The following is an 18,582-nucleotide window of genomic DNA, read 5'->3' on the forward strand; positions in this document are numbered from 1 at the left end:
TGTACGTGTTTGTTTATAGCCCATCAGCGTCCCTTGAGTTACAATTCGATTATGCTATCAGAGATATTTAAAGGGATAGAATGACTTATATTGTTGCACTTACGGGTGGAATTGGTAGCGGTAAAACGACTATCTCTAATGCATTTTCATCCCTTGGTGTCCCGCTTGTTGATGCAGATATTATCGCCAGAGAAGTTGTCGCTCCTGGCACCCCCGCACTACAAGCAATCACCACGCGCTTTGGGACCAATATATTATCGCCCGATGGTAGCCTTAATCGCGCAATGTTACGCCAAAAAATTTTCGCTGCCCCAGAAGAGAAACAGTGGCTCAATGCTCTTTTACATCCACTGATCCAAATAGACACACAGCGGCAATTAACCCAGGTGACTGCCCCCTATGTCATCTGGGTTGTTCCTTTGCTCATTGAAAACAATTTAATGCATTTGGCAGATCGTGTTTTAGTTGTTGATGTCCCAGTTGAAGTACAGATTACCCGAACCATGGCTCGTGATGGAGTAAGCCGTGAGCAAGTAGAAAATATTCTGGCTGCACAGGCCAGCCGTCAGGACAGACTGGAAAAGGCAGATGATGTCATCGTTAACCACAGCAGTGAACAAGATCTTACCTCTCGTGTGGTCGAGCTACATCAACAGTATTTAAAACAAGCAAAATCAGTCAGACAGGAAAACCGTAATGAGTGATGCACCATCCACTATTATTTTTGAACATCCACTCAATGAAAAAATGCGTTCATGGTTGAGAATTGAGTCTTCACTACAACAGTTGGAAAAACAACGTCATCTGAATTCTCAGACGAGTAGCCTTTCGTTTTTTCGTACAATTGCTGAATTAATTGAGATCATGGAACGCGGTGAAGTCCGCTCTGAGCTATTGAAAGAGCTGGATCGCCAGCAAGCGAAATTAAAACAATGGCTCAGCGCTCCGAATGCCGATACGGCGATGATCCATAGTTTGACAGAGCAACTTAAAGAACGCAGTACTGCCTTGAACCAAGCCCCACGGCTTAACCAATTTATCAAAGAAGATCGGATTATCAGCATGGTACGCCAACGTCTCAGCATTCCCGGAGGATGTTGTAGCTTTGACCTGCCAACATTGCACCTGTGGCTACATTTACCACAATCTGTCAGGGATAAATCCGTCACAGCCTGGCTGGACAGCCTTAATCCGTTACAACAAGCCTTAGAAAACATTCTGGAACTCATACGCCACTCCGCCGCTTTCACCCCTAAAGTCAGCCATAACGGATTTTATCAGGGGAATGCTGATGAAGCCGATTTGTTGAGATTAAAATTGGACGTGGTGCCAGATACATTGGTTTACCCACAAGTCTCCGGCTACAAAACACGTTTCGCTATCCGTTTTTTACCAATGGATAGTGAACATGGTGTTGTACCTGCCCATTTGTCATTTGAATTGGCCTGCTGTTAACATAGGCCCAATAAATTTCAAGCTGTGATGTGAAAATGGAGGGTATGACCTTCAAATCAAGCGGGAGAAAGTATTATGTCTGAAGTATTGACTGTCGAATGTCCAACGTGTGACAACACAGTAATATGGGGAGAAATTAGTCCACATCGCCCATTTTGCAGTAAACGTTGCCAATTAATCGACTTGGGTGAATGGGCCAGTGAAGAAAAACGAATAGCAAGCCAAAGTGACAGTCCAGAAAATGATAACTGGAGTGAAGAGCCTTAATATCACGTAACATATGTTATAGCGGTGCCTGTTTTATTTGGCGCCGCTTATATTGAATGATTTGACTACCCTAATTTACTAAAAATCCTTTAGCAGGAACTATTTTGGGTTAGAAAGCCTACAATACTACGGTTTGCTGGAGGAAATTCATCAGCAATTAATTCTGATTGTAAAACCCAGCGGGAAGGTTGCCCTTCTTTACCAAACGGCTCGTTTTCCCATTCATCCACCAGGAAAAAATCAAGGGTAATACTTCTATCAGGAAAATCATGTTTGATGGTATCAATTAATTCACAGTGCGTTACTGTGATCCCAACTTCTTCCTTTAATTCTCTGATCAATGCTTGTTCGGATGTTTCTCCCTGTTCGCGTTTTCCTCCGGGAAACTCCCAAAAACCGCCCATATGTGAATCAGCCCTACGCTGAGTGATAAAAATTTCATCATTGCTATTTTTAATAATACCTGCTGCAATATGCAGATGTTTTTTTTCCATAATCGCTTTTCTTACCGTCTATTATTCAACTTAAGTCACTATCCATTGCAGGTTACATTAGAATGAGTTGAAGCTGCAAATCTGTATTTCATGCAATAAAATGTCATCGCTTTTAATTACCAATTACCTCTCTGGAAAAAACAAATCATGTGAAAACAAACTGTAAACAGTGTCAAAAATTAACTTACAAATAGATTAAAACGACTATTTTAAGCATTAAGGAAGCACAGTTTATGCTAAATGATGTTCAATCATTGATCGAAGCACAGCAAATCGCCTATCAATTTCCTGGTGAAACAACGTCGCTATTTTCTGGTATCGATATATTCTTAAATACAGAAAAATATGCGCTAGTTGGGCGCAATGGTATTGGTAAATCCTGGCTGGCATCAATACTGGCACAACAGATCCGTCCCACAGAAGGTAGTGTAAAACATTTTTGTAGGGTGGGTTATTTGTCACAAGGTTTAACACCTTTTTCCGGTAATGTCGCAGATATGCTGGGGTTAACCAAAATCATGAGCGCCAATGAACGTGTCCTTGCTGGCGTTGGTGATGAAGCAGATTTTGATGCTATGGAAGGAAACTGGGATTGGCAATTTCAAACTGAGTCTTTACTGGCAGAAGGTGAACTCAATCCAGGCGTATTAAATCAACCGGTTAATTCCTTGAGCGGTGGAGAACAAACACGGATCAGGTTGTTGGCGCTGAAACGTCAAAGCGCAGGTTTTATGATCCTAGATGAACCAAACAATCACCTTGACCGACAAGGTCGCCTTTGGCTGGCTCAGTGGTTAAGTGCTTTTGATGGCGGAGTTCTGCTGGTTACCCATGATACCCAACTATTACAGCATGTATCGGTTGTTTACGAACTCAGCGGATTAGGGTTATCCCGCAGTATCGGTGGATGGAAAACCTGGCTGGAAAGTAAAGAGCAACTACGGCTGGGCATTCAACGTGAAGTGGATCAAACCCAAAAAAGCCTAAAACAAGCCTTACGTGATAAGCAAAAAGATCATGAAAAGAGTAGCAAAAGGCAAAGTCAGGGGAAGCAACGGCGGAAAAATGCCAATCAGGCTAAGATCCTGCTTGATCACGCATTAGGACGCTCAGAAGCAACACTATCACGGATAGCAAAACAGAATGAAGAGCGATTGCAACACAGCTCTTCATTAGCTATAGAAGCCAGAGCAAAACTCGAAATTATCGATCCGCTGTCAATCGCTGTTGCGACTCCGCAAACCGCCACTTCTCCGTTACTCTATCTTCAGGATGTCATTCTGCCTTTCGGCTCCGGTACGTCCATCAGTTTAACCATCAATAATGGTGATCGCTTGGCTATCACTGGTAAAAATGGTAGCGGAAAATCCACTTTATTAAAGGTAATGACGGGTTCACGGGTTCCGAAACAGGGTATCTGTCGTATCACTCCGTCACACAGTCTGATGGATCAGCATTTTTCGTTCCTTGATAAAAACCAATCCGCGTTACATAACTTTCAATTACAGTCGCCAGGCTGGACAGAAGATCGTTACCGTACCCGGTTGGCACAATTGCGTATACGCGGTGAGGAAGCCTTGAAACCTGTCAGTTATCTCAGTGGAGGAGAACAACTTAAAGTCGCGCTGGCTTGCCTGTTTTGTGGGCCATATGCACCTGCCCTGCTGTTATTAGATGAACCAGATAACCATCTGGATATTGAATCTCGTGAGCTGCTGCAAAAAGCGCTACATGATTATACAGGAGCAATGGTACTTATTTCTCACGACGATAAGTTCATTGAAAATGTAGGCAATATGCAGGAATTAATATTATGACAAAACCCTCAAATCTATTTCTTAAGCAAGTTCCATTGAAGAATTTTTTTGCAGAATAAGATCTAAGGGTTTTCGATAAATTAACCCGTGCCAGTAGTAACTGAATTCACCATTGGCACGGCTTTCTTGCTTATAAACTCACTCTACTTATAAGCGACCGTGGCAATGCTTATATTTTTTGCCAGAACCACATGGGCAAGGATCATTGCGTCCAACTTTACGCTCTCCCGTTGCCATTTGAGCTTCGGCCTTTGACATCAACGCACCCTGCTCAACTTCATGGCTCAAATGTTGTTGTTTTGCCAAACGTTCAGCCTCTTCACGACGCTGCTGTTCAAGCGCCTCAACTTCTTCCGGCATTCTAACCTGGACCTTGCTCAAGGTACTGATCACTTCATATTTCAATGATTCCAGCATATTGGCAAACATGGCAAAAGATTCGCGTTTATACTCCTGTTTTGGATCTTTCTGGGCGTAACCACGCAAGTGAATGCCTTGGCGGAGGTAATCCATCGCCGCCAAATGCTCTTTCCACAATGTGTCCAGGGTTTGCAACATGATGCCTTTTTCAAAGTTACGCATCATTTCTGCACTGACAATTTCTTCTTTTTGCTTATAAATTTCGATCGCTTTTTCAAGAATACGTTCACGCAATGTTTCTTCGTGCAATTCAGGCTCTTTGTCCAACCACTCTTTGATTGGCAGATTCAAATCGAAATCGTTGATTAAACGTTCTTGCAATCCTTCAATATCCCACATTTCTTCCAGTGATTGCGGTGGAATATGAGCATCAATGGTTACCTTGAAGACATCTTCGCGGATGCTGGTGATGGTTTCGCTGACATCACTCACATCAAGCAAGTCGTTACGTTGAGCATAAATAGCCCGACGCTGATCGTTCGCAACATCATCATATTCCAGCAACTGTTTACGAATATCAAAGTTACGGCTCTCAACTTTACGTTGAGCATTCGCAATCGCTTTCGTCACCCATGGGTGTTCAATGGCTTCCCCTGGCTGCATACCCAGTTTACGCATCATACCGGTCACACGATCGGAAGCAAAAATGCGCATTAAGGAATCTTCCATTGATAGGTAGAAACGTGAAGAACCCGCATCACCCTGACGGCCCGCACGACCACGTAACTGATTATCTATACGCCGTGATTCATGACGCTCCGTACCAATAATGTGTAAGCCACCCGCAGCCAATACTGCATCATGGCGTTCTTGCCATTCTGCCTTGATTTTCTCGATTTGTGCTTCAGTTGGCTCTTCCAATTTAGCGACTTCCGCCTGCCAACTGCCCCCCAACATGATGTCTGTACCACGTCCTGCCATGTTGGTTGCAATCGTCACTGTACCAGACTGGCCAGCCTGCGCGATGATGTCGGCTTCCAATGCATGAAATTTTGCGTTCAGAACGTTATGTGCAATACCCGCTTGCGTTAATGCGTTAGCCACAAGTTCTGATTTCTCAATCGAGATTGTCCCCACCAAAACAGGCTGACCACTGCTTGTCCGTGCTTTGATGTCTTCAATGATTGCCTCAATTTTTTCCGCTTCTGTCATATAGACCAGATCCGGTAAATCCTGACGGATCATTGGGCGATTGGTTGGAATAACAATGGTATCTAATTTATAAATGGAGCTGAATTCAAACGCTTCCGTATCCGCTGTTCCTGTCATCCCCGCCAGTTTTTCGTATATACGGAAATAGTTCTGGAATGTGATTGAAGCCAGCGTCTGGTTTTCATTCTGGATCTCGACACCTTCTTTCGCTTCCACAGCTTGGTGCAAGCCATCAGACCAACGACGTCCTTGCATGGTACGCCCGGTATGTTCATCAACGATGATAACTTCACCCTCTTTGACGATATAATCAACATCGCGGGTAAACAGGGCGTGAGCACGCAGAGCCGCTGTTACATGGTGCATCAGCATAATATTGGTCGGTGAATACAAGGATTCGCCTTCATCCATCAATTTGGCATCCACCAATAACTCTTCAATCAATACCAGGCCACGCTCTGTCAGGTTGACTTGACGTGTTTTTTCATCAACAGAGAAATGTCCTTCACCCTGGAAGGTTTCTGAATCCTCTTTTTCCTGACGAACCAGTTTCGGGATCAGCTTGTCTACTTTGATATAAAGCTCAGAACTGTCTTCCGCCGGTCCTGAAATAATCAGAGGTGTACGGGCTTCGTCGATCAGAATCGAGTCAACTTCATCCACCAATGCATAGTGCAATTTGCGTTGGACTCGCTCTTCTGGGCTAAATGCCATATTGTCGCGCAAATAGTCAAAACCAAACTCATTGTTAGTACCGTATGTGATATCCGCAGCATAAGCTTCACGTTTTGCCGGTGATGGCATACCCGGTAAGTTAATACCGACACTTAAGCCAAGGAATTCAAACAGCGGGCGGTTATTTTCAGCATCGCGCTGTGCCAGGTAATCGTTCACGGTAACAATGTGAACACCTTTACCACTTAGGGCATTAAGATAAGCCGGTAATGTTGCGGTCAGTGTTTTACCTTCACCTGTACGCATTTCCGCTATGCAGCGTTCATTCAAGACCATCCCGCCCAATAACTGCGCATCAAAGTGGCGCATACCAAATACACGTTTACTGGCTTCACGCACAGTAGCAAACGCTTCTGGCAGAATTTTATCCAGTGATTCTCTCTCGTTAAAACGGGCACGAAATTGCTCTGTTTTCGCTTTCAACTCTTCATCAGAGAGTTTTTCAAAGTCCGGTTCCATACGGTTGATCTCATCAACCACTTTACGTAAACGGCGCAAGGTACGGTCATTGCGGCTACCAAAAATTTTTGTCAGTAATTTAGTCAGCATAATTAGTACATCTCAGATAGGGCTATTGTTGTAGCCAATCAATCATTTCTTAAAAATGAGCTTATTAAACTTAACGTTAAATAAGCCGGTAGTATTAAAGCAGAAATAGATGATTGGGCGTTGGCCCTGCCCTAATTCCCTGAACTTTTGCGATCCAGAGAGCTGGAGTATGGGTATCAGGAAGCACAGCATCAATCATCGCAACATCTGAGATAATTTCTTCAAATGGCATTGGTGCTTGTGTCAGCATGGCATGCAACGTATCCAGCATAAGTCGTTGCATGGAGGGAGAAGAAATCTGGGGACTTTCTTTTGCGCCTTCGTACTTGATTGGCTCTGCCACCGAAAAAGCAAAAGAAAGTTGACGGATCACATTACGAACGGCATGTTGCTGCCAATAATTTAAATAATTAGCAGGTTGGCGCTGGACACTTTTTAATTGGAGTAAGTGTAATTCAAATAAGTGATCAAAAGAGGAAAATGCCGGGTGACGGCTTCCCTGGGCAGAAGAAGTATTTGTATGATGCAGGCTTTCTGCCACGCCAGCGAAAACAGTAGGAACACCAATTCCTGTAGCAACCATGCCCAGTAAAAGGTGAGACCAAAAATAACGCCTACCAAATTGTCGCCAAAGATTTAAAATACTCATTAATCCTTCATTAATAAATACTGGAACTGCCCCTATTATGCGAGATAGCCGCCCACAATCACTGGATAAGCTGTTTGAAGACGCGGCAACTGTCGGAAAAAGCCCACTTCAAATGATCCAACAACATGCCATCGCATTACTGAAACTCAACCGTGCCGTTCTCAGTTTGCTTCCTGCACAATTGCACCCGTGGTGCAGGGTCGCTAATTATCGCAAACAAATTCTGGTACTGGAAGCCGGAAATGCCAGCTGGATGACCCGGCTGCGCTATGAAATTCCTGTCTTACTCTCTACATTGAGAAGCGAAATTCTACCATCTTTATCCTCAATCGACATCAGGATTAACCCATCATTAATGGTTAAGTGTGATAATAATGAACAAAGATTCTCAAAATTATCAACCAAAGCATCCAGTAATGATAATCAGGAATTACCAAAGCGCCAGCTCACTCGTGAAAGCGCAAAAACATTAATGATGTTGGCTGAAAATAGCCCTGAAAAATTGAAAAAGAGGCTAGAGCGGTTGGCTGCGCTGGCCGGAGAGAGTACCAGTACAGCCAAAAAGAAGCGTTAACGCTGAATAAAAAACATCAGAGAAAGAAGCGTGATAGATAATATAACCCATTGGGGCATCATAGGAATGTTCTCAACATTCTTTATCAATCCACATGTCAGCCATTATGCCAACACTAGTGATGGTGCGCGGAAAGCCAATGGCATTTCAGCTTCATCTTCAAATGTGACAAATTCCCAGGCGCTTTCCTGTGCTAAAACAGTTTGCAGTAACTTGTTGTTTAGTGCATGGCCTGATTTAAACGCAGTAAAGGCACCAATGATATTATACCCACACATGAATAGATCACCGATGGCGTCCAACATTTTATGGCGGACGAATTCATCTTTAAAACGCAAACCATCTTCATTGAGTACGCGGTAGTCATCAACGACAATCGCACAATCAAAGCTGCCACCGAGACACAAGCCTTTAGATTGCAAATACTCAATATCACGCATAAACCCGAAAGTACGCGCACGACTAATCTGGCGAACAAATGAATCCGCAGAGAACTCCAGCCCATAGCGCTGGGTACCCGCATCAATCGCCGGATGATTAAAGTCGATGGTAAAATCCAGGCTGAAACCATGATAAGGCGCCAATTCAGCCCATTTATCACCGTCTTCCACACGGACGCTTTCTTTCATTCGCACGAATTTCTTCGCGACATTCAGCTCTTCAATACCCGCATCCAATAACAGGAAAACAAACGGGCTAGCGCTGCCATCCATAATCGGGATCTCTGGTGCATCGACTTCAATAACAATATTATCGATCCCTAAACCTGCCAACGCTGCATTCAAATGTTCAACTGTTGAAATACGCACATTATGCTCATTCACCAGACAAGTACAGAGCATAGTATCACGCACAGATTTGGCATCTGCCGGAAAATCAACCGGAGGATTCAAGTCAGTACGACGATAGATGACCCCGGTATTAGCCGGCGCTGGACGCATTGTCAGCGTGACTTTTTTTACCGGTGTGCAAACCGACGCCGGTCGCTTGAACAATACGTTTTAGTGTCCTTTGTTTGATCATCGTTTATATCTCGCAATGTTACTTATCCCGCCAATCACTATAATGTATGACTGGCAGGATAGTTTAACACAAAAAGCGGAGAAGCCAATTTTTTAGCAATTAATCAGCCTGCTTACGCAAAAATGCAGGAATGTCCAGATAATCAGGCTCTTTGCCCGTATGTGCATTTTGGTCATTGACGACTTTTGCTACCGTTTTGTTCTCATCAGACAATGAAGAAATTCCGCCAGATATCTGCTGGTAACGGCGCTCCATCGGATTTGTCTGAGGAGCTTTATTATTGGTCACCAGGGTGATTTCTGGGCGTTTGTCCATGCCAATGCCTGTTGCCACAACGGTTACACGCAGCTCATCATTCATATCTGGATCCAGTGATGTCCCGATAACCACCGTTGCATTATCAGAAGCAAATGCACGGATTGTGTTACCAACGGTTTCAAACTCATCCAAACGCAGGTCAAAGCCCGCTGTGATGTTAACCAAAACGCCACGGGCACCAGAAAGATCAATATCTTCCAGCAGTGGGCTGGAGATAGCCATCTCTGCGGCTTCTTCCGCACGATCTTCACCTTGTGCAATACCTGAACCCATCATGGCATAACCCATTTCCGACATCACGGTACGAACGTCAGCGAAGTCAACGTTCATCAGTCCTGGGCGGGTGATCAGTTCGGCAATCCCCTGAACCGCGCCTTTCAGAACATCATTGGCTGCACCGAATGCATCCAACAGAGAAATACCTCGTCCCAGGACTTTCAATAATTTGTCATTTGGAATCGTGATCAGTGAGTCCACATGCTTGGACAGTTCAGTGATCCCTTGTTCCGCGAAGGCCATCCGTTTTTTGCCTTCGAAATTAAATGGCTTAGTGACAACGGCAACGGTCAAAATGCCAAGCTCTTTGGCAATTTCGGCTACAACAGGGGCAGCACCCGTTCCCGTGCCACCTCCCATACCAGCGGCAATAAACACCATGTCTGCACCTTCCAGTGCTGTACGCAGTGATTCGCGGTCTTCTTCCGCCGCAGTACGACCAACTTCCGGGTTCGCACCAGCGCCTAATCCTTTTGTAATGCCGTTGCCAATCTGGATAGTCTGACCAACAGCCGTCTTACGCAGTGCCTGAGCGTCCGTGTTAACAGCAAAGAAGTCAACACCTTCAATGCGCTCACGCACCATGTGCTCCACAGCATTACCGCCGCCGCCGCCGACGCCGATGACTTTAATCACCGCGTCGTTGGTTAATTCCAGTGGTTCAAACATAATTTCTCTCCGTTTTGTGCCTTTATAACGAGACCTGCGACTTTGTCATGGTCTCTGTATAAAAAATCAAAATTCTTTTTTCAGCCAGTGGCTGACTTTCTTAAACCAGCCACTCACTGACGTTCTTTTATCGGCATCGGAATCTCCGCCAAGGTGGGATTCTTTGCCATAATGCAGAAGTCCAACCGCTGTTGAGTAGCAAGGCTCCTGCACATAATCTGTCAATCCAGTGATGTTCAGAGGGCGGCCAATGCGAACCTGGGTATGAAATACCCGTTGAGCGCATTCGGCCAGGCCATCAATTTGGGCTCCTCCCCCAGTCAGGACAATCCCTGCCGCTAGGTGGTGTTTCACTCCCTGCTGCCGCAATTGCTCCTGCAATCGCAATATTTCATCATTAACTAAATTCAGCAGTTCGGTATAACGGGGTTCGATAACTTCAGCCAGTGTTTGACGTTGCAAGCTACGAGGAGGGCGTCCTCCCACGCTTGGAACTTCTACACTTTCATCCTTACTTACTATCGAACCCAATGCGCAGCCGTGACGAACCTTGATGGTTTCAGCATCACTTGGAGGAGTACCAAACGCATAAGCGATATCACTGGTCACCACATTGCCTGCATAAGGAATCACCTTGGTATGACGCAATGCACCACCAGTATATACAGCGATATCCATCGTCCCGCCGCCGATATCAACGACACAGACGCCCAATTCACGTTCATCTTCTGTTAACACAGCATAACTTGCTGCCAATCCTGCAAAAATAAGTTGATCAACTTTCAATCCACAACGTTCAACAGCTTTTACAATGTTTTTCGCCATGTCGTTATGGCAGGTAATCAAGTGGACTTTTGCCTGCATACGCACACCAGAGAGTCCAACCGGATTTTTGATCCCTTCCTGATAGTCAATCGCGTATTCCTGTGGGATCACATGCAAAATACGGTGTTCATCACGAACACGAACTGACTTAGCTGTATGGACAACACTGTCCACATCATCCTGTGTAACTTCTTCTTCTGAAACCGGCACCATACCAATTTCGTTCTGGCAACTAATATGTTTGCCGGAAAGCGCCAGATAGATTGAAGATATCTGGCAATCCGCCATGAGTTCAGCCTGATCAATGGCACGCTGTACGCACTTGACAACCGACTCAAGATCGTTGACACCGCCTTTGTCCATGCCGCGGGATGGGCAACTTCCTACTCCGATAATATTAACCATACCATCGGGCAGAATTTCACCAACCAGGGCAGATACCTTTGCTGTACCGATTTCAAGGCCAACTACTAATTTTCTGTCCGTTGATTTGATCATCGTTATTCTGCCTGTCTCTGTATTATTACCAGTCACTGTTTGTTTTCTTGCCCATTCATTGGAACCGGCGCATCAGTTAATAAAGGAGCCCAACCTACCGCAGCACCACTGTCATAACGTAGGTCAACATAAGCCACACGTTTTTCAGTGTTTCTCAACAACACAGGATAAAGTTCAACAAAACGTTTCATTCGCTCCATTTTATCTCGATTTCCTAGCTCTAAACGGATATCGTTATCCAATATCAGTTGCCAGGAGTTACGTGCTGTCATGATCACTGCTTTCAGTTTCATCTGGTGTTTTTCAAGAAAAGTCGCCATTGTGTGGTACTCATTCAATGCGTCTTTTTCTTTGCCTTCTGGCCCATACAACATCGGATACTGGTCATTTGCACTGCGCTCTATAGGTAAGCTAAATACCCGGCCTTCGGCATCCAACAGTCGGGTATCATTCCAGCGCGCATAAGGTACGTATTCTACCAGATGTATTTTAAGTTCATCAGGCCATTGTTTGCGAACAGTGACCTGCCGGATCCATGGCAATTGTTCAATCTTTTCCTGAATGACGTTGACATCCTGAGTCATAAATGTCCCGGGAGAACCCAGGGATAAAATAGTCTGTCTTACGTCATCATTCGTGGTGTAATGGCGCTCACCAGTCAGTACCAGCTTTGAGAGTGGTAATCTGCTAGGATCTTTCATCCAGTCCAGTGTCATCCAGCCCCCCCATATGATGGTGCCGACGACCATCAAGAAAAAGATAATCCCTGCCAGGTAGTAACCATTACTAGGACGAAATCGCTGTATTTCACCCTCCCGCTCCCGGCTATTCCGGGCTGCCTGCGACATATTAATCAGCCAACTCCAAAATTCTCACTACGAGTTGAGAAAAACTTAATCCAGCCTGACGCGCAGCAGTTGGCACAAGGCTATGGCTGGTCATGCCAGGGGACGTATTCGCTTCCAACAGGTAGAAATTACCATTCCCATCGTCCATGATATCGACTCGCCCCCAGCCATGACATCCCAGCGCTTTATACGCCTTTGAGGCGATATCTAATAGCTCTTGTTCTTTTTCTGCACTCAAGCCGCTTGGACAAAAATATTGTGTTTGGTTGGAAATATATTTCGCATCGTAATCATAAAATGTATCTGGAGCCTGAATACGGATAGAAGGAAGAGCTTCATCCCCTAAAAATCCGACGGTATATTCAGGGCCAAAAAGCCATTTTTCAACCAACACATCAGTATCGTATTGAAATGCCAGTGCCAATGCGCTACGCAATTCGGCATATTCACTCACCTTAGTCATCCCTACGCTGGAGCCTTCCAGATTCGGTTTAATCATTAATGGCAGACCTAATTCTTGAACATACTCTTTGAGTTGAAAATCATTAAGTTGTTCAAATTTTAGAGAATTAATGACGACATAAGGTGAAACAGGCAGTTTTGCTCCCAGCCAGAGTTGTTTTGTGCGCAATTTGTCCATTGACAAGGCTGATGCCATCACTCCGCTGCCGGTATAAGAAATTTGCAAAAACTCCAGCAAACCTTGCAACGTACCATCTTCACCACCGCGACCATGCAGTGCGATAAAGACTTTATTGAATCCTTCCTCTTTGAGTTTAGTCACATCAAAGTCTTTTGTATCAATTGAATAAGCATTAATGCCTGCTTCCTTCAGCCCTGCCACAACCGCATGTCCTGATTGCAATGAAACTTCGCGTTCAGCGGAAGTTCCGCCCAACAGAACAGCAACTTTATCAGCCATGATGTCCTCCCTCATAAAAAGATGGCTGCAATTTTGTTTCAGCCAAATTGCGCGCTATTTTACCGATATTGCCGGCACCCTGTACCAAAACTAAGTCATTGTTTTCTATCACCTGTGACAGAATGGTTGAAACTTGTTCAGGTTCTGATACAAAAATCGGGTCCAACTTGCCACGACTGCGGATAGTACGGCATAAAGAACGGCTATCCGCGCCTGGGATCGGCGTTTCACCAGCGGCATACACATCCAACATTAATAGAACATCTACCTGACTCAGAACATTGGCAAAATCATCATATAAATCACGCGTTCTGGTATAACGGTGTGGCTGGAATACCATGACAATACGCTTATCCCCCCAACCCGCTCGTGCCGCTTTAATCGTGGCATCAACTTCTGTTGGATGATGGCCATAATCATCAACCAGCATCACGCTTCCTTCTTTGCCATTGATATGTTTAAGAGGAAAATTCCCCAGAAAATCAAAACGGCGTCCGGTTCCCTGAAACTCAGCCAGTGACGCCAGAATAGCGGTATCATCAATGCCTTCTTCTGTTGCCACGGCAACTGCGGCAGTTGCATTCAGCGCATTGTGGCGTCCGGGGGCATTTAAGATCACATGCAAATCCGGCAAGTCAGTTCGGCTGATGGTGAAAAATCCCTGAGCCCCTTTTTGCTCATAGTGAGTAATACGAACGTCTGCTTCCTCACTAAAACCGTAGGTCGTGATATAACGCCCAATTCGGGGAACCAGTTCTTTCACGACAGGATCGTCAATACACATAACCGCACGCCCATAAAATGGCAGGTTATGCAGGAAATTAACGAACGTTTGCTTTAGGTTTTCAAAATCCCCCTGGTAGGTATCCATGTGGTCAGCTTCAATATTAGTGACAACCGCCATCATGGGTTGCAAATGCAAGAATGAAGCATCACTTTCATCTGCTTCTGCAATCAGATAGCGGCTGCTACCTAATCGAGCATGTGTACCCGCTGCTTTGACTAACCCACCATTCACAAAGGTAGGATCGAGCCCCGCCTGCGCATAAATGCCAGCAATCATCGCCGTCGTCGTGGTTTTTCCATGCGTTCCCGCAATCGCAATACCGTGGCGATAACGCATAAGCTCTGCCAGCATTTCCGCACGGCGGATCACGGGGATCCTCGCTTCACGCGCCGCCACAATTTCGGGGTTTTCTGCCGAAATGGCCGTGGATGCCACGACGACACTGGCGTCCCGCACATTTTCTGGACGGTGATTGAAATAAATAGTTGCACCCAGTGCGATCAATTGCTGTGTGACAGGATTGGGGGCCAGATCAGAACCACTTATCTGATAACCTTCATTAGCCAACACCTCGGCGATACCACCCATGCCAGCACCGCCAATGCCAACAAAGTGGATATGCCTGACTTTTCTCATTTCAGGCACTGAAGCTCTTAATTTCGCCAACTGTTGTGTATTCACGTTTTACTCTTCACTCGTTATGTTTACATCAACCGTTCTACCTGGAACGGCCTGAATGATTCTCTACAGCATCGTTCAACGCTGCTGCTACACGCTCGGTTGCATTAATGATGGCGGTTGAGCGTGCTTTTTCTGCCATTTCCAGCAATTGTGGGCGTTGCCACTGAATTAATAGGCCTACGACAGCATCAACCGTAAATTCGGGTTGTTCGAGTATCTTTGCGGCTCCCGCTTTTTCCAGTGGCAAGGCATTCCAATATTGCTGGCGATCTTTATGCTGGAAAGGAACAAAAATCGCCGGTAAGCCTGCGGCGGAAACCTCACTGACCGTGAGTGCACCAGAACGACATACGACAATATCAGCCCACGCATAGGCCTGCGCCATATCATCAATAAATTCAGTCACTTTGAATTCAGATTTAACCGAATTGTCATATTGTTTCTGCGTCTCTTCCCTGGCACCCTTGCCAGCCTGATGCCATAAAGTGATCTTATCGCCCAAGTGAGCAGCGACTTCCGGCATAGTTTGGTTCAGGACTCTTGCTCCCTGACTACCGCCAATAACCAGTACCCGAACAGGCCCTTTACGCCCGGCCAAACGCTGTATTGGCTCTGGCAATGCCAATACATCCTCCCTTACAGGATTGCCAACAACCGGCGCATCAGGGAATGCCCCTGGAAATGCCTGTAAAACTGTTTTGGCAATTTTGGCTAACCAGCGATTCGTCAGCCCCGCAATACCATTCTGCTCATGCAGTACAACCGGAATGCCACACAACCAGGCCGCTATACCACCAGGCCCAGAGACATAGCCACCCATCCCCAGCACAACATCAGGCTGATAACGACGCATAATGGCTTTTGCCTGTCGAATGGCCTTAAAAATTCGCATTGGGGCCGCAAGCAACGCTTTGATCCCCTTGCCCCGCAAACCTGAAATCTGAATAAATTCGATATCAATGCCATGCTTCGGCACTAAATCAGCTTCCATGCGATCCGCAGTTCCCAACCAGCGAATATCCCACCCCTGCTCTTTTAAATGGTGGGCAACGGCCAGCCCGGGGAACACATGGCCGCCCGTACCACCCGCCATCACCATTAAACGCCGGTTATTGCCACTCATTTAGGGCTCCTTACAAACGCCTGTGCTTTTGCCAGACGGACTTCATAATCAATGCGCAACAACAAGACGATGGCCGTTGACATCACGATCAAACTAGAGCCACCGTAACTGACTAAAGGTAATGTTAATCCTTTGGTTGGCAGCATACCTGCCGCCGCACCAACGTTAATGAACGCCTGAAAGCTGAACCATATGCCGATGGCACAAGCCAAAAAGCCAGAAAACCGTTGATTAAGTTGCAATGCCCGACGACCGATCATCATTGCGCGGAAAGCGACGAAGAATACCATTGCCAGCACTAAAACCACACCGAAATAACCCAATTCTTCGGCCAGAATGGAGAAAATAAAGTCAGTGTGGGCTTCCGGCAGGTATTCAAGTTTTTGGACTGAATTTCCCAGCCCTTGCCCAAAAAAGTCGCCACGACCAAATGCCATTAACGATTGGGTTAACTGATAACCACTGCCAAAAGGATCTTCCCACGGATCCAGGAAAGAGGTCACCCTGCGTATACGGTAAGGTTCAGCAACAATCAGTACGCACACGGCAAATATTCCGCAACCAATAATGGCAAGGAACTGCCACAATTTCGCGCCGGCCAGAAATAGCAGTGCCAAAGTTGTCACAAATAACACAACCACGGTCCCTAAATCAGGCTGTGCCAGCAACAATATCGCCAATGCAACCATGACACCCATCGGTTTGAAAAATCCCCAGAAGTTGTTTCTGACTTCCTCAACTTTTCTAACCAAATAGCTGGAGAGATAACAAAAGAGTGATAGTTTCGACAATTCCGCTGGTTGAATACGTAACGGGCCTATCGCTACCCAACGTGACGCCCCATTGACTGAACTTCCCACAAACAGCACCACAACCAGCATCATGATTGTTACTAATAACATGACGTTGCTGTAACGCTGCCAGAAATCCATCGGAATGCGCAACGTAATCAGGGACAAGAAAAAACACAGTGACAAATAAATGGCATCACGTCGTGCAAAGATAAAAGGATCCTGGGCAAGGCGCTGTCCAACGGGCATTGATGCCGACGTCACCATGACAAAGCCAATCACAGCCAACCCTAATATCATCCAGACCAGGGTACGATCATACATAACGGTATCTGTGGCATCGGCTGCCACATTTCCCGTCAACCAAGTTTTAAATTTACCAAGGCCCGGAATGGTCATCAGCCTAACTCCTCTGCCAAACGGGCAAATTCATGACCACGATGTTCAAAACCATTGAATTGATCGAAGCTCGCACAAGCGGGTGACAGCAGTACCATGTCGCCAGAAACCAGCTTGGGAGCAATTTCTCTCATCGCCTGTTCCATTGTTTCCGTCAGTGTTGCAATTTCCGGGCGCAATTGTGCTAGCTGCCCGCCATCACGACCAAAACAGTAAAGGCGAATATGATCCCCTGATATATAGGGTTTCAGTGGGGTAAAATCTGCCGCTTTTCCATCTCCCCCCAATAAAAGATAGAGTGTCCCTTCCGGCTTCAATCCACTAAGTGCCGCCTGGGTGCTGCCGACGTTGGTCGCCTTAGAATCATTCACCCAACGAACCCCCTTTCTCATGTGAATCACCTGAAAACGGTGTTCCAGCCCGGCACAGGTACGTAAAGCCTGAAGGCTGGCCGCACGAGGAATGCCTACAGCATCTGCCAGTGCTAACGCTGCCAAGCCATTGGTATAGTTATGTAGCCCGGCCAACTGCATTTCACGGGTTGCCAGCACCGGATGTTGATTGACCACCAGTTGTTGCTGTTCACTATCAAGCCGATAATCACCGCTATCCACACCAAAGCTGATACAACGGCTATCTTTGCCTGTTTCTGGTAATGTCAGCGCATCCTGTTCATTGACCACACACGTTTTTGCCTGATTGTAAATGTGCAACTTCGCTGCCCGATACTGTGCCAACCCTTTGGGATAACGAACCATGTGATCTTCGGTTACATTCAGTACCGTCGCTGCCGCAGCTTTCAAGCTATATGTTGTTTCAAGCTGGAAACTGGACAGCTCCAATACATAGAGCTGACAAGGCTGTTTCAGCAATTCCAGTGCCGGGACACCAATGTTGCCCCCCACACCAACCTGCCACCCCGCCGCTTTCGCCATTTCGCCAACCAGAGTGGTCACGGTGCTTTTACCATTTGAACCTGTAATGGCAACGATCGGCGCAGTCGCTTCGCGGCAAAACAGCTCAATATCGCCGATAATTTCAACACCCGCATCAGCCGCCGCTTGCAATTCAGGCGTTGCCAGGGCAATGCCCGGGCTGGCAACGATTAAATCGGCCTCCATCAACCCTTGTTTGTTCAGGCTGCCTGTGTGACATTCGACGCTATCAGGCAGCTTATCGCTGCCCGGTGGCACTATACGGGTATCCATCACACGCGGGATCACGCCACGTGTAATAAAAAAGTCAATGCAGGACAGACCTGTCAGCCCTAACCCAACGATGACGACTTTTTTACCCTTGTATTCTGTCAT

General features: G+C 46.1%; 16 protein-coding genes and 1 pseudogene. 5 read left to right on the forward strand and 12 right to left on the reverse strand.

The window, feature by feature from the left end; genetic code table 11:
- The first annotated feature begins 80 nt into the window (after window positions 1–80).
- From coaE to yacG, 3 genes are all read left to right on the forward strand, one after another.
- The gene (gene coaE / locus PXH59_RS11000) at window positions 81–704 is read left to right on the forward strand and encodes a dephospho-CoA kinase (protein WP_285808348.1); all 624 of its coding nucleotides are present in this window, start codon (window positions 81–83) and stop codon (window positions 702–704) included.
- Entirely contained in the window at window positions 697–1,455 is a 759-nt protein-coding gene (gene zapD, locus PXH59_RS11005; RefSeq protein ID WP_047767694.1) for a cell division protein ZapD, read from the forward strand. Before coaE ends, zapD begins: the two co-directional genes overlap by 8 nt.
- A gap of 75 nt (window positions 1,456–1,530) precedes the next feature.
- Window positions 1,531–1,722: a DNA gyrase inhibitor YacG gene (gene yacG / locus PXH59_RS11010; protein WP_285808349.1), complete on the forward strand. Its 192-nt coding sequence runs from the start codon at window positions 1,531–1,533 to the stop codon at window positions 1,720–1,722.
- Between the two features lie 89 nt (window positions 1,723–1,811).
- Here the strand turns inward: yacG and mutT are convergent, their stop codons facing one another.
- On the reverse strand, window positions 1,812–2,216 hold the full coding sequence (gene mutT, locus PXH59_RS11015) for an 8-oxo-dGTP diphosphatase MutT (protein ID WP_047767690.1): 405 nt from the start codon (window positions 2,214–2,216) through the stop codon (window positions 1,812–1,814).
- A 233-nt stretch (window positions 2,217–2,449) separates the two neighbouring features.
- On the opposite strand from mutT, the gene PXH59_RS11020 reads away from it, so the two are divergent.
- Window positions 2,450–4,033, forward strand: coding sequence for an ABC-F family ATP-binding cassette domain-containing protein (locus PXH59_RS11020; RefSeq protein ID WP_285808350.1), 1,584 nt, complete (start codon window positions 2,450–2,452; stop codon window positions 4,031–4,033).
- A gap of 147 nt (window positions 4,034–4,180) precedes the next feature.
- Here the strand turns inward: PXH59_RS11020 and secA are convergent, their stop codons facing one another.
- Together secA and secM are read right to left on the reverse strand one after the other, a co-directional pair.
- Window positions 4,181–6,889: a preprotein translocase subunit SecA gene (gene secA, locus PXH59_RS11025; RefSeq protein ID WP_285808351.1), complete on the reverse strand. Its 2,709-nt coding sequence runs from the start codon at window positions 6,887–6,889 to the stop codon at window positions 4,181–4,183.
- A 94-nt stretch (window positions 6,890–6,983) separates the two neighbouring features.
- Window positions 6,984–7,538, reverse strand: a complete 555-nt coding sequence (gene secM / locus PXH59_RS11030; RefSeq protein WP_285808352.1) for a secA translation cis-regulator SecM — start codon at window positions 7,536–7,538, stop codon at window positions 6,984–6,986.
- Between the two features lie 37 nt (window positions 7,539–7,575).
- Here secM and PXH59_RS11035 point away from each other — a divergent pair, with 37 nt between their 5' ends.
- Window positions 7,576–8,112, forward strand: a complete 537-nt coding sequence (locus PXH59_RS11035; protein ID WP_285808353.1) for a DUF721 domain-containing protein — start codon at window positions 7,576–7,578, stop codon at window positions 8,110–8,112.
- 104 nt (window positions 8,113–8,216) lie between these two features.
- Here the strand turns inward: PXH59_RS11035 and lpxC are convergent.
- The 9 genes and pseudogenes from lpxC to murD all read right to left on the reverse strand — a co-directional run bounded on the left by lpxC (window position 8,217) and on the right by murD (window position 18,582).
- Window positions 8,217–9,135, reverse strand: a pseudogene (gene lpxC, locus PXH59_RS11040) (UDP-3-O-acyl-N-acetylglucosamine deacetylase).
- A gap of 99 nt (window positions 9,136–9,234) precedes the next feature.
- Window positions 9,235–10,398, reverse strand: a complete 1,164-nt coding sequence (gene ftsZ, locus PXH59_RS11045; RefSeq protein WP_047767678.1) for a cell division protein FtsZ — start codon at window positions 10,396–10,398, stop codon at window positions 9,235–9,237.
- 66 nt (window positions 10,399–10,464) lie between these two features.
- Window positions 10,465–11,721 carry a cell division protein FtsA gene (gene ftsA, locus PXH59_RS11050; RefSeq protein ID WP_047767675.1) on the reverse strand — a complete coding sequence of 419 codons (1,257 nt, stop codon included), beginning with the start codon at window positions 11,719–11,721 and terminating at the stop codon, window positions 10,465–10,467.
- Window positions 11,722–11,753: 32 nt separating this feature from the next.
- Complete coding sequence (gene ftsQ, locus PXH59_RS11055; protein ID WP_285808354.1) at window positions 11,754–12,569, reverse strand: cell division protein FtsQ; 816 nt, start codon at window positions 12,567–12,569, stop codon at window positions 11,754–11,756.
- A gap of 1 nt (window position 12,570) precedes the next feature.
- Window positions 12,571–13,491, reverse strand: a complete 921-nt coding sequence (locus tag PXH59_RS11060; protein WP_285808355.1) for a D-alanine--D-alanine ligase — start codon at window positions 13,489–13,491, stop codon at window positions 12,571–12,573.
- Entirely contained in the window at window positions 13,484–14,959 is a 1,476-nt protein-coding gene (gene murC, locus PXH59_RS11065; protein WP_285808356.1) for a UDP-N-acetylmuramate--L-alanine ligase, read from the reverse strand. Before murC ends, PXH59_RS11060 begins: the two co-directional genes overlap by 8 nt.
- A 37-nt stretch (window positions 14,960–14,996) precedes the next feature.
- Complete coding sequence (gene murG / locus PXH59_RS11070; RefSeq protein WP_285808357.1) at window positions 14,997–16,082, reverse strand: undecaprenyldiphospho-muramoylpentapeptide beta-N-acetylglucosaminyltransferase; 1,086 nt, start codon at window positions 16,080–16,082, stop codon at window positions 14,997–14,999.
- Window positions 16,079–17,272: a cell division protein FtsW gene (ftsW, locus tag PXH59_RS11075; RefSeq protein WP_285808358.1), complete on the reverse strand. Its 1,194-nt coding sequence runs from the start codon at window positions 17,270–17,272 to the stop codon at window positions 16,079–16,081. Before ftsW ends, murG begins: the two co-directional genes overlap by 4 nt.
- On the reverse strand, window positions 17,272–18,582 hold the full coding sequence (gene murD / locus PXH59_RS11080; protein ID WP_285808359.1) for a UDP-N-acetylmuramoyl-L-alanine--D-glutamate ligase: 1,311 nt from the start codon (window positions 18,580–18,582) through the stop codon (window positions 17,272–17,274). Before murD ends, ftsW begins: the two co-directional genes overlap by 1 nt.

The sequence above is a fragment of the Xenorhabdus bakwenae genome (assembly GCF_030272115.1).
In the GTDB taxonomy this organism is placed as follows: Bacteria; Pseudomonadota; Gammaproteobacteria; order Enterobacterales; family Enterobacteriaceae; genus Xenorhabdus; species Xenorhabdus bakwenae.

What these genes read in the sequence shown, in the direction of transcription:
- coaE (WP_285808348.1), top strand. Translation starts at nt 81, where the DNA reads ATGACTTATATTGTTGCACTTACGGGTGGAATTGGTAGCGGTAAAACG.
- zapD (WP_047767694.1), top strand. Translation starts at nt 697, where the DNA reads ATGAGTGATGCACCATCCACTATTATTTTTGAACATCCACTCAATGAA.
- yacG (WP_285808349.1), top strand. Translation starts at nt 1,531, where the DNA reads ATGTCTGAAGTATTGACTGTCGAATGTCCAACGTGTGACAACACAGTA.
- mutT (WP_047767690.1), bottom strand. Translation starts at nt 2,216, where the DNA reads ATGGAAAAAAAACATCTGCATATTGCAGCAGGTATTATTAAAAATAGC.
- PXH59_RS11020 (WP_285808350.1), top strand. Translation starts at nt 2,450, where the DNA reads ATGCTAAATGATGTTCAATCATTGATCGAAGCACAGCAAATCGCCTAT.
- secA (WP_285808351.1), bottom strand. Translation starts at nt 6,889, where the DNA reads ATGCTGACTAAATTACTGACAAAAATTTTTGGTAGCCGCAATGACCGT.
- secM (WP_285808352.1), bottom strand. Translation starts at nt 7,538, where the DNA reads ATGAGTATTTTAAATCTTTGGCGACAATTTGGTAGGCGTTATTTTTGG.
- PXH59_RS11035 (WP_285808353.1), top strand. Translation starts at nt 7,576, where the DNA reads ATGCGAGATAGCCGCCCACAATCACTGGATAAGCTGTTTGAAGACGCG.
- ftsZ (WP_047767678.1), bottom strand. Translation starts at nt 10,398, where the DNA reads ATGTTTGAACCACTGGAATTAACCAACGACGCGGTGATTAAAGTCATC.
- ftsA (WP_047767675.1), bottom strand. Translation starts at nt 11,721, where the DNA reads ATGATCAAATCAACGGACAGAAAATTAGTAGTTGGCCTTGAAATCGGT.
- ftsQ (WP_285808354.1), bottom strand. Translation starts at nt 12,569, where the DNA reads ATGTCGCAGGCAGCCCGGAATAGCCGGGAGCGGGAGGGTGAAATACAG.
- PXH59_RS11060 (WP_285808355.1), bottom strand. Translation starts at nt 13,491, where the DNA reads ATGGCTGATAAAGTTGCTGTTCTGTTGGGCGGAACTTCCGCTGAACGC.
- murG (WP_285808357.1), bottom strand. Translation starts at nt 16,082, where the DNA reads ATGAGTGGCAATAACCGGCGTTTAATGGTGATGGCGGGTGGTACGGGC.
- ftsW (WP_285808358.1), bottom strand. Translation starts at nt 17,272, where the DNA reads ATGACCATTCCGGGCCTTGGTAAATTTAAAACTTGGTTGACGGGAAAT.
- murD (WP_285808359.1), bottom strand. Translation starts at nt 18,582, where the DNA reads ATGACAGAATACAAGGGTAAAAAAGTCGTCATCGTTGGGTTAGGGCTG.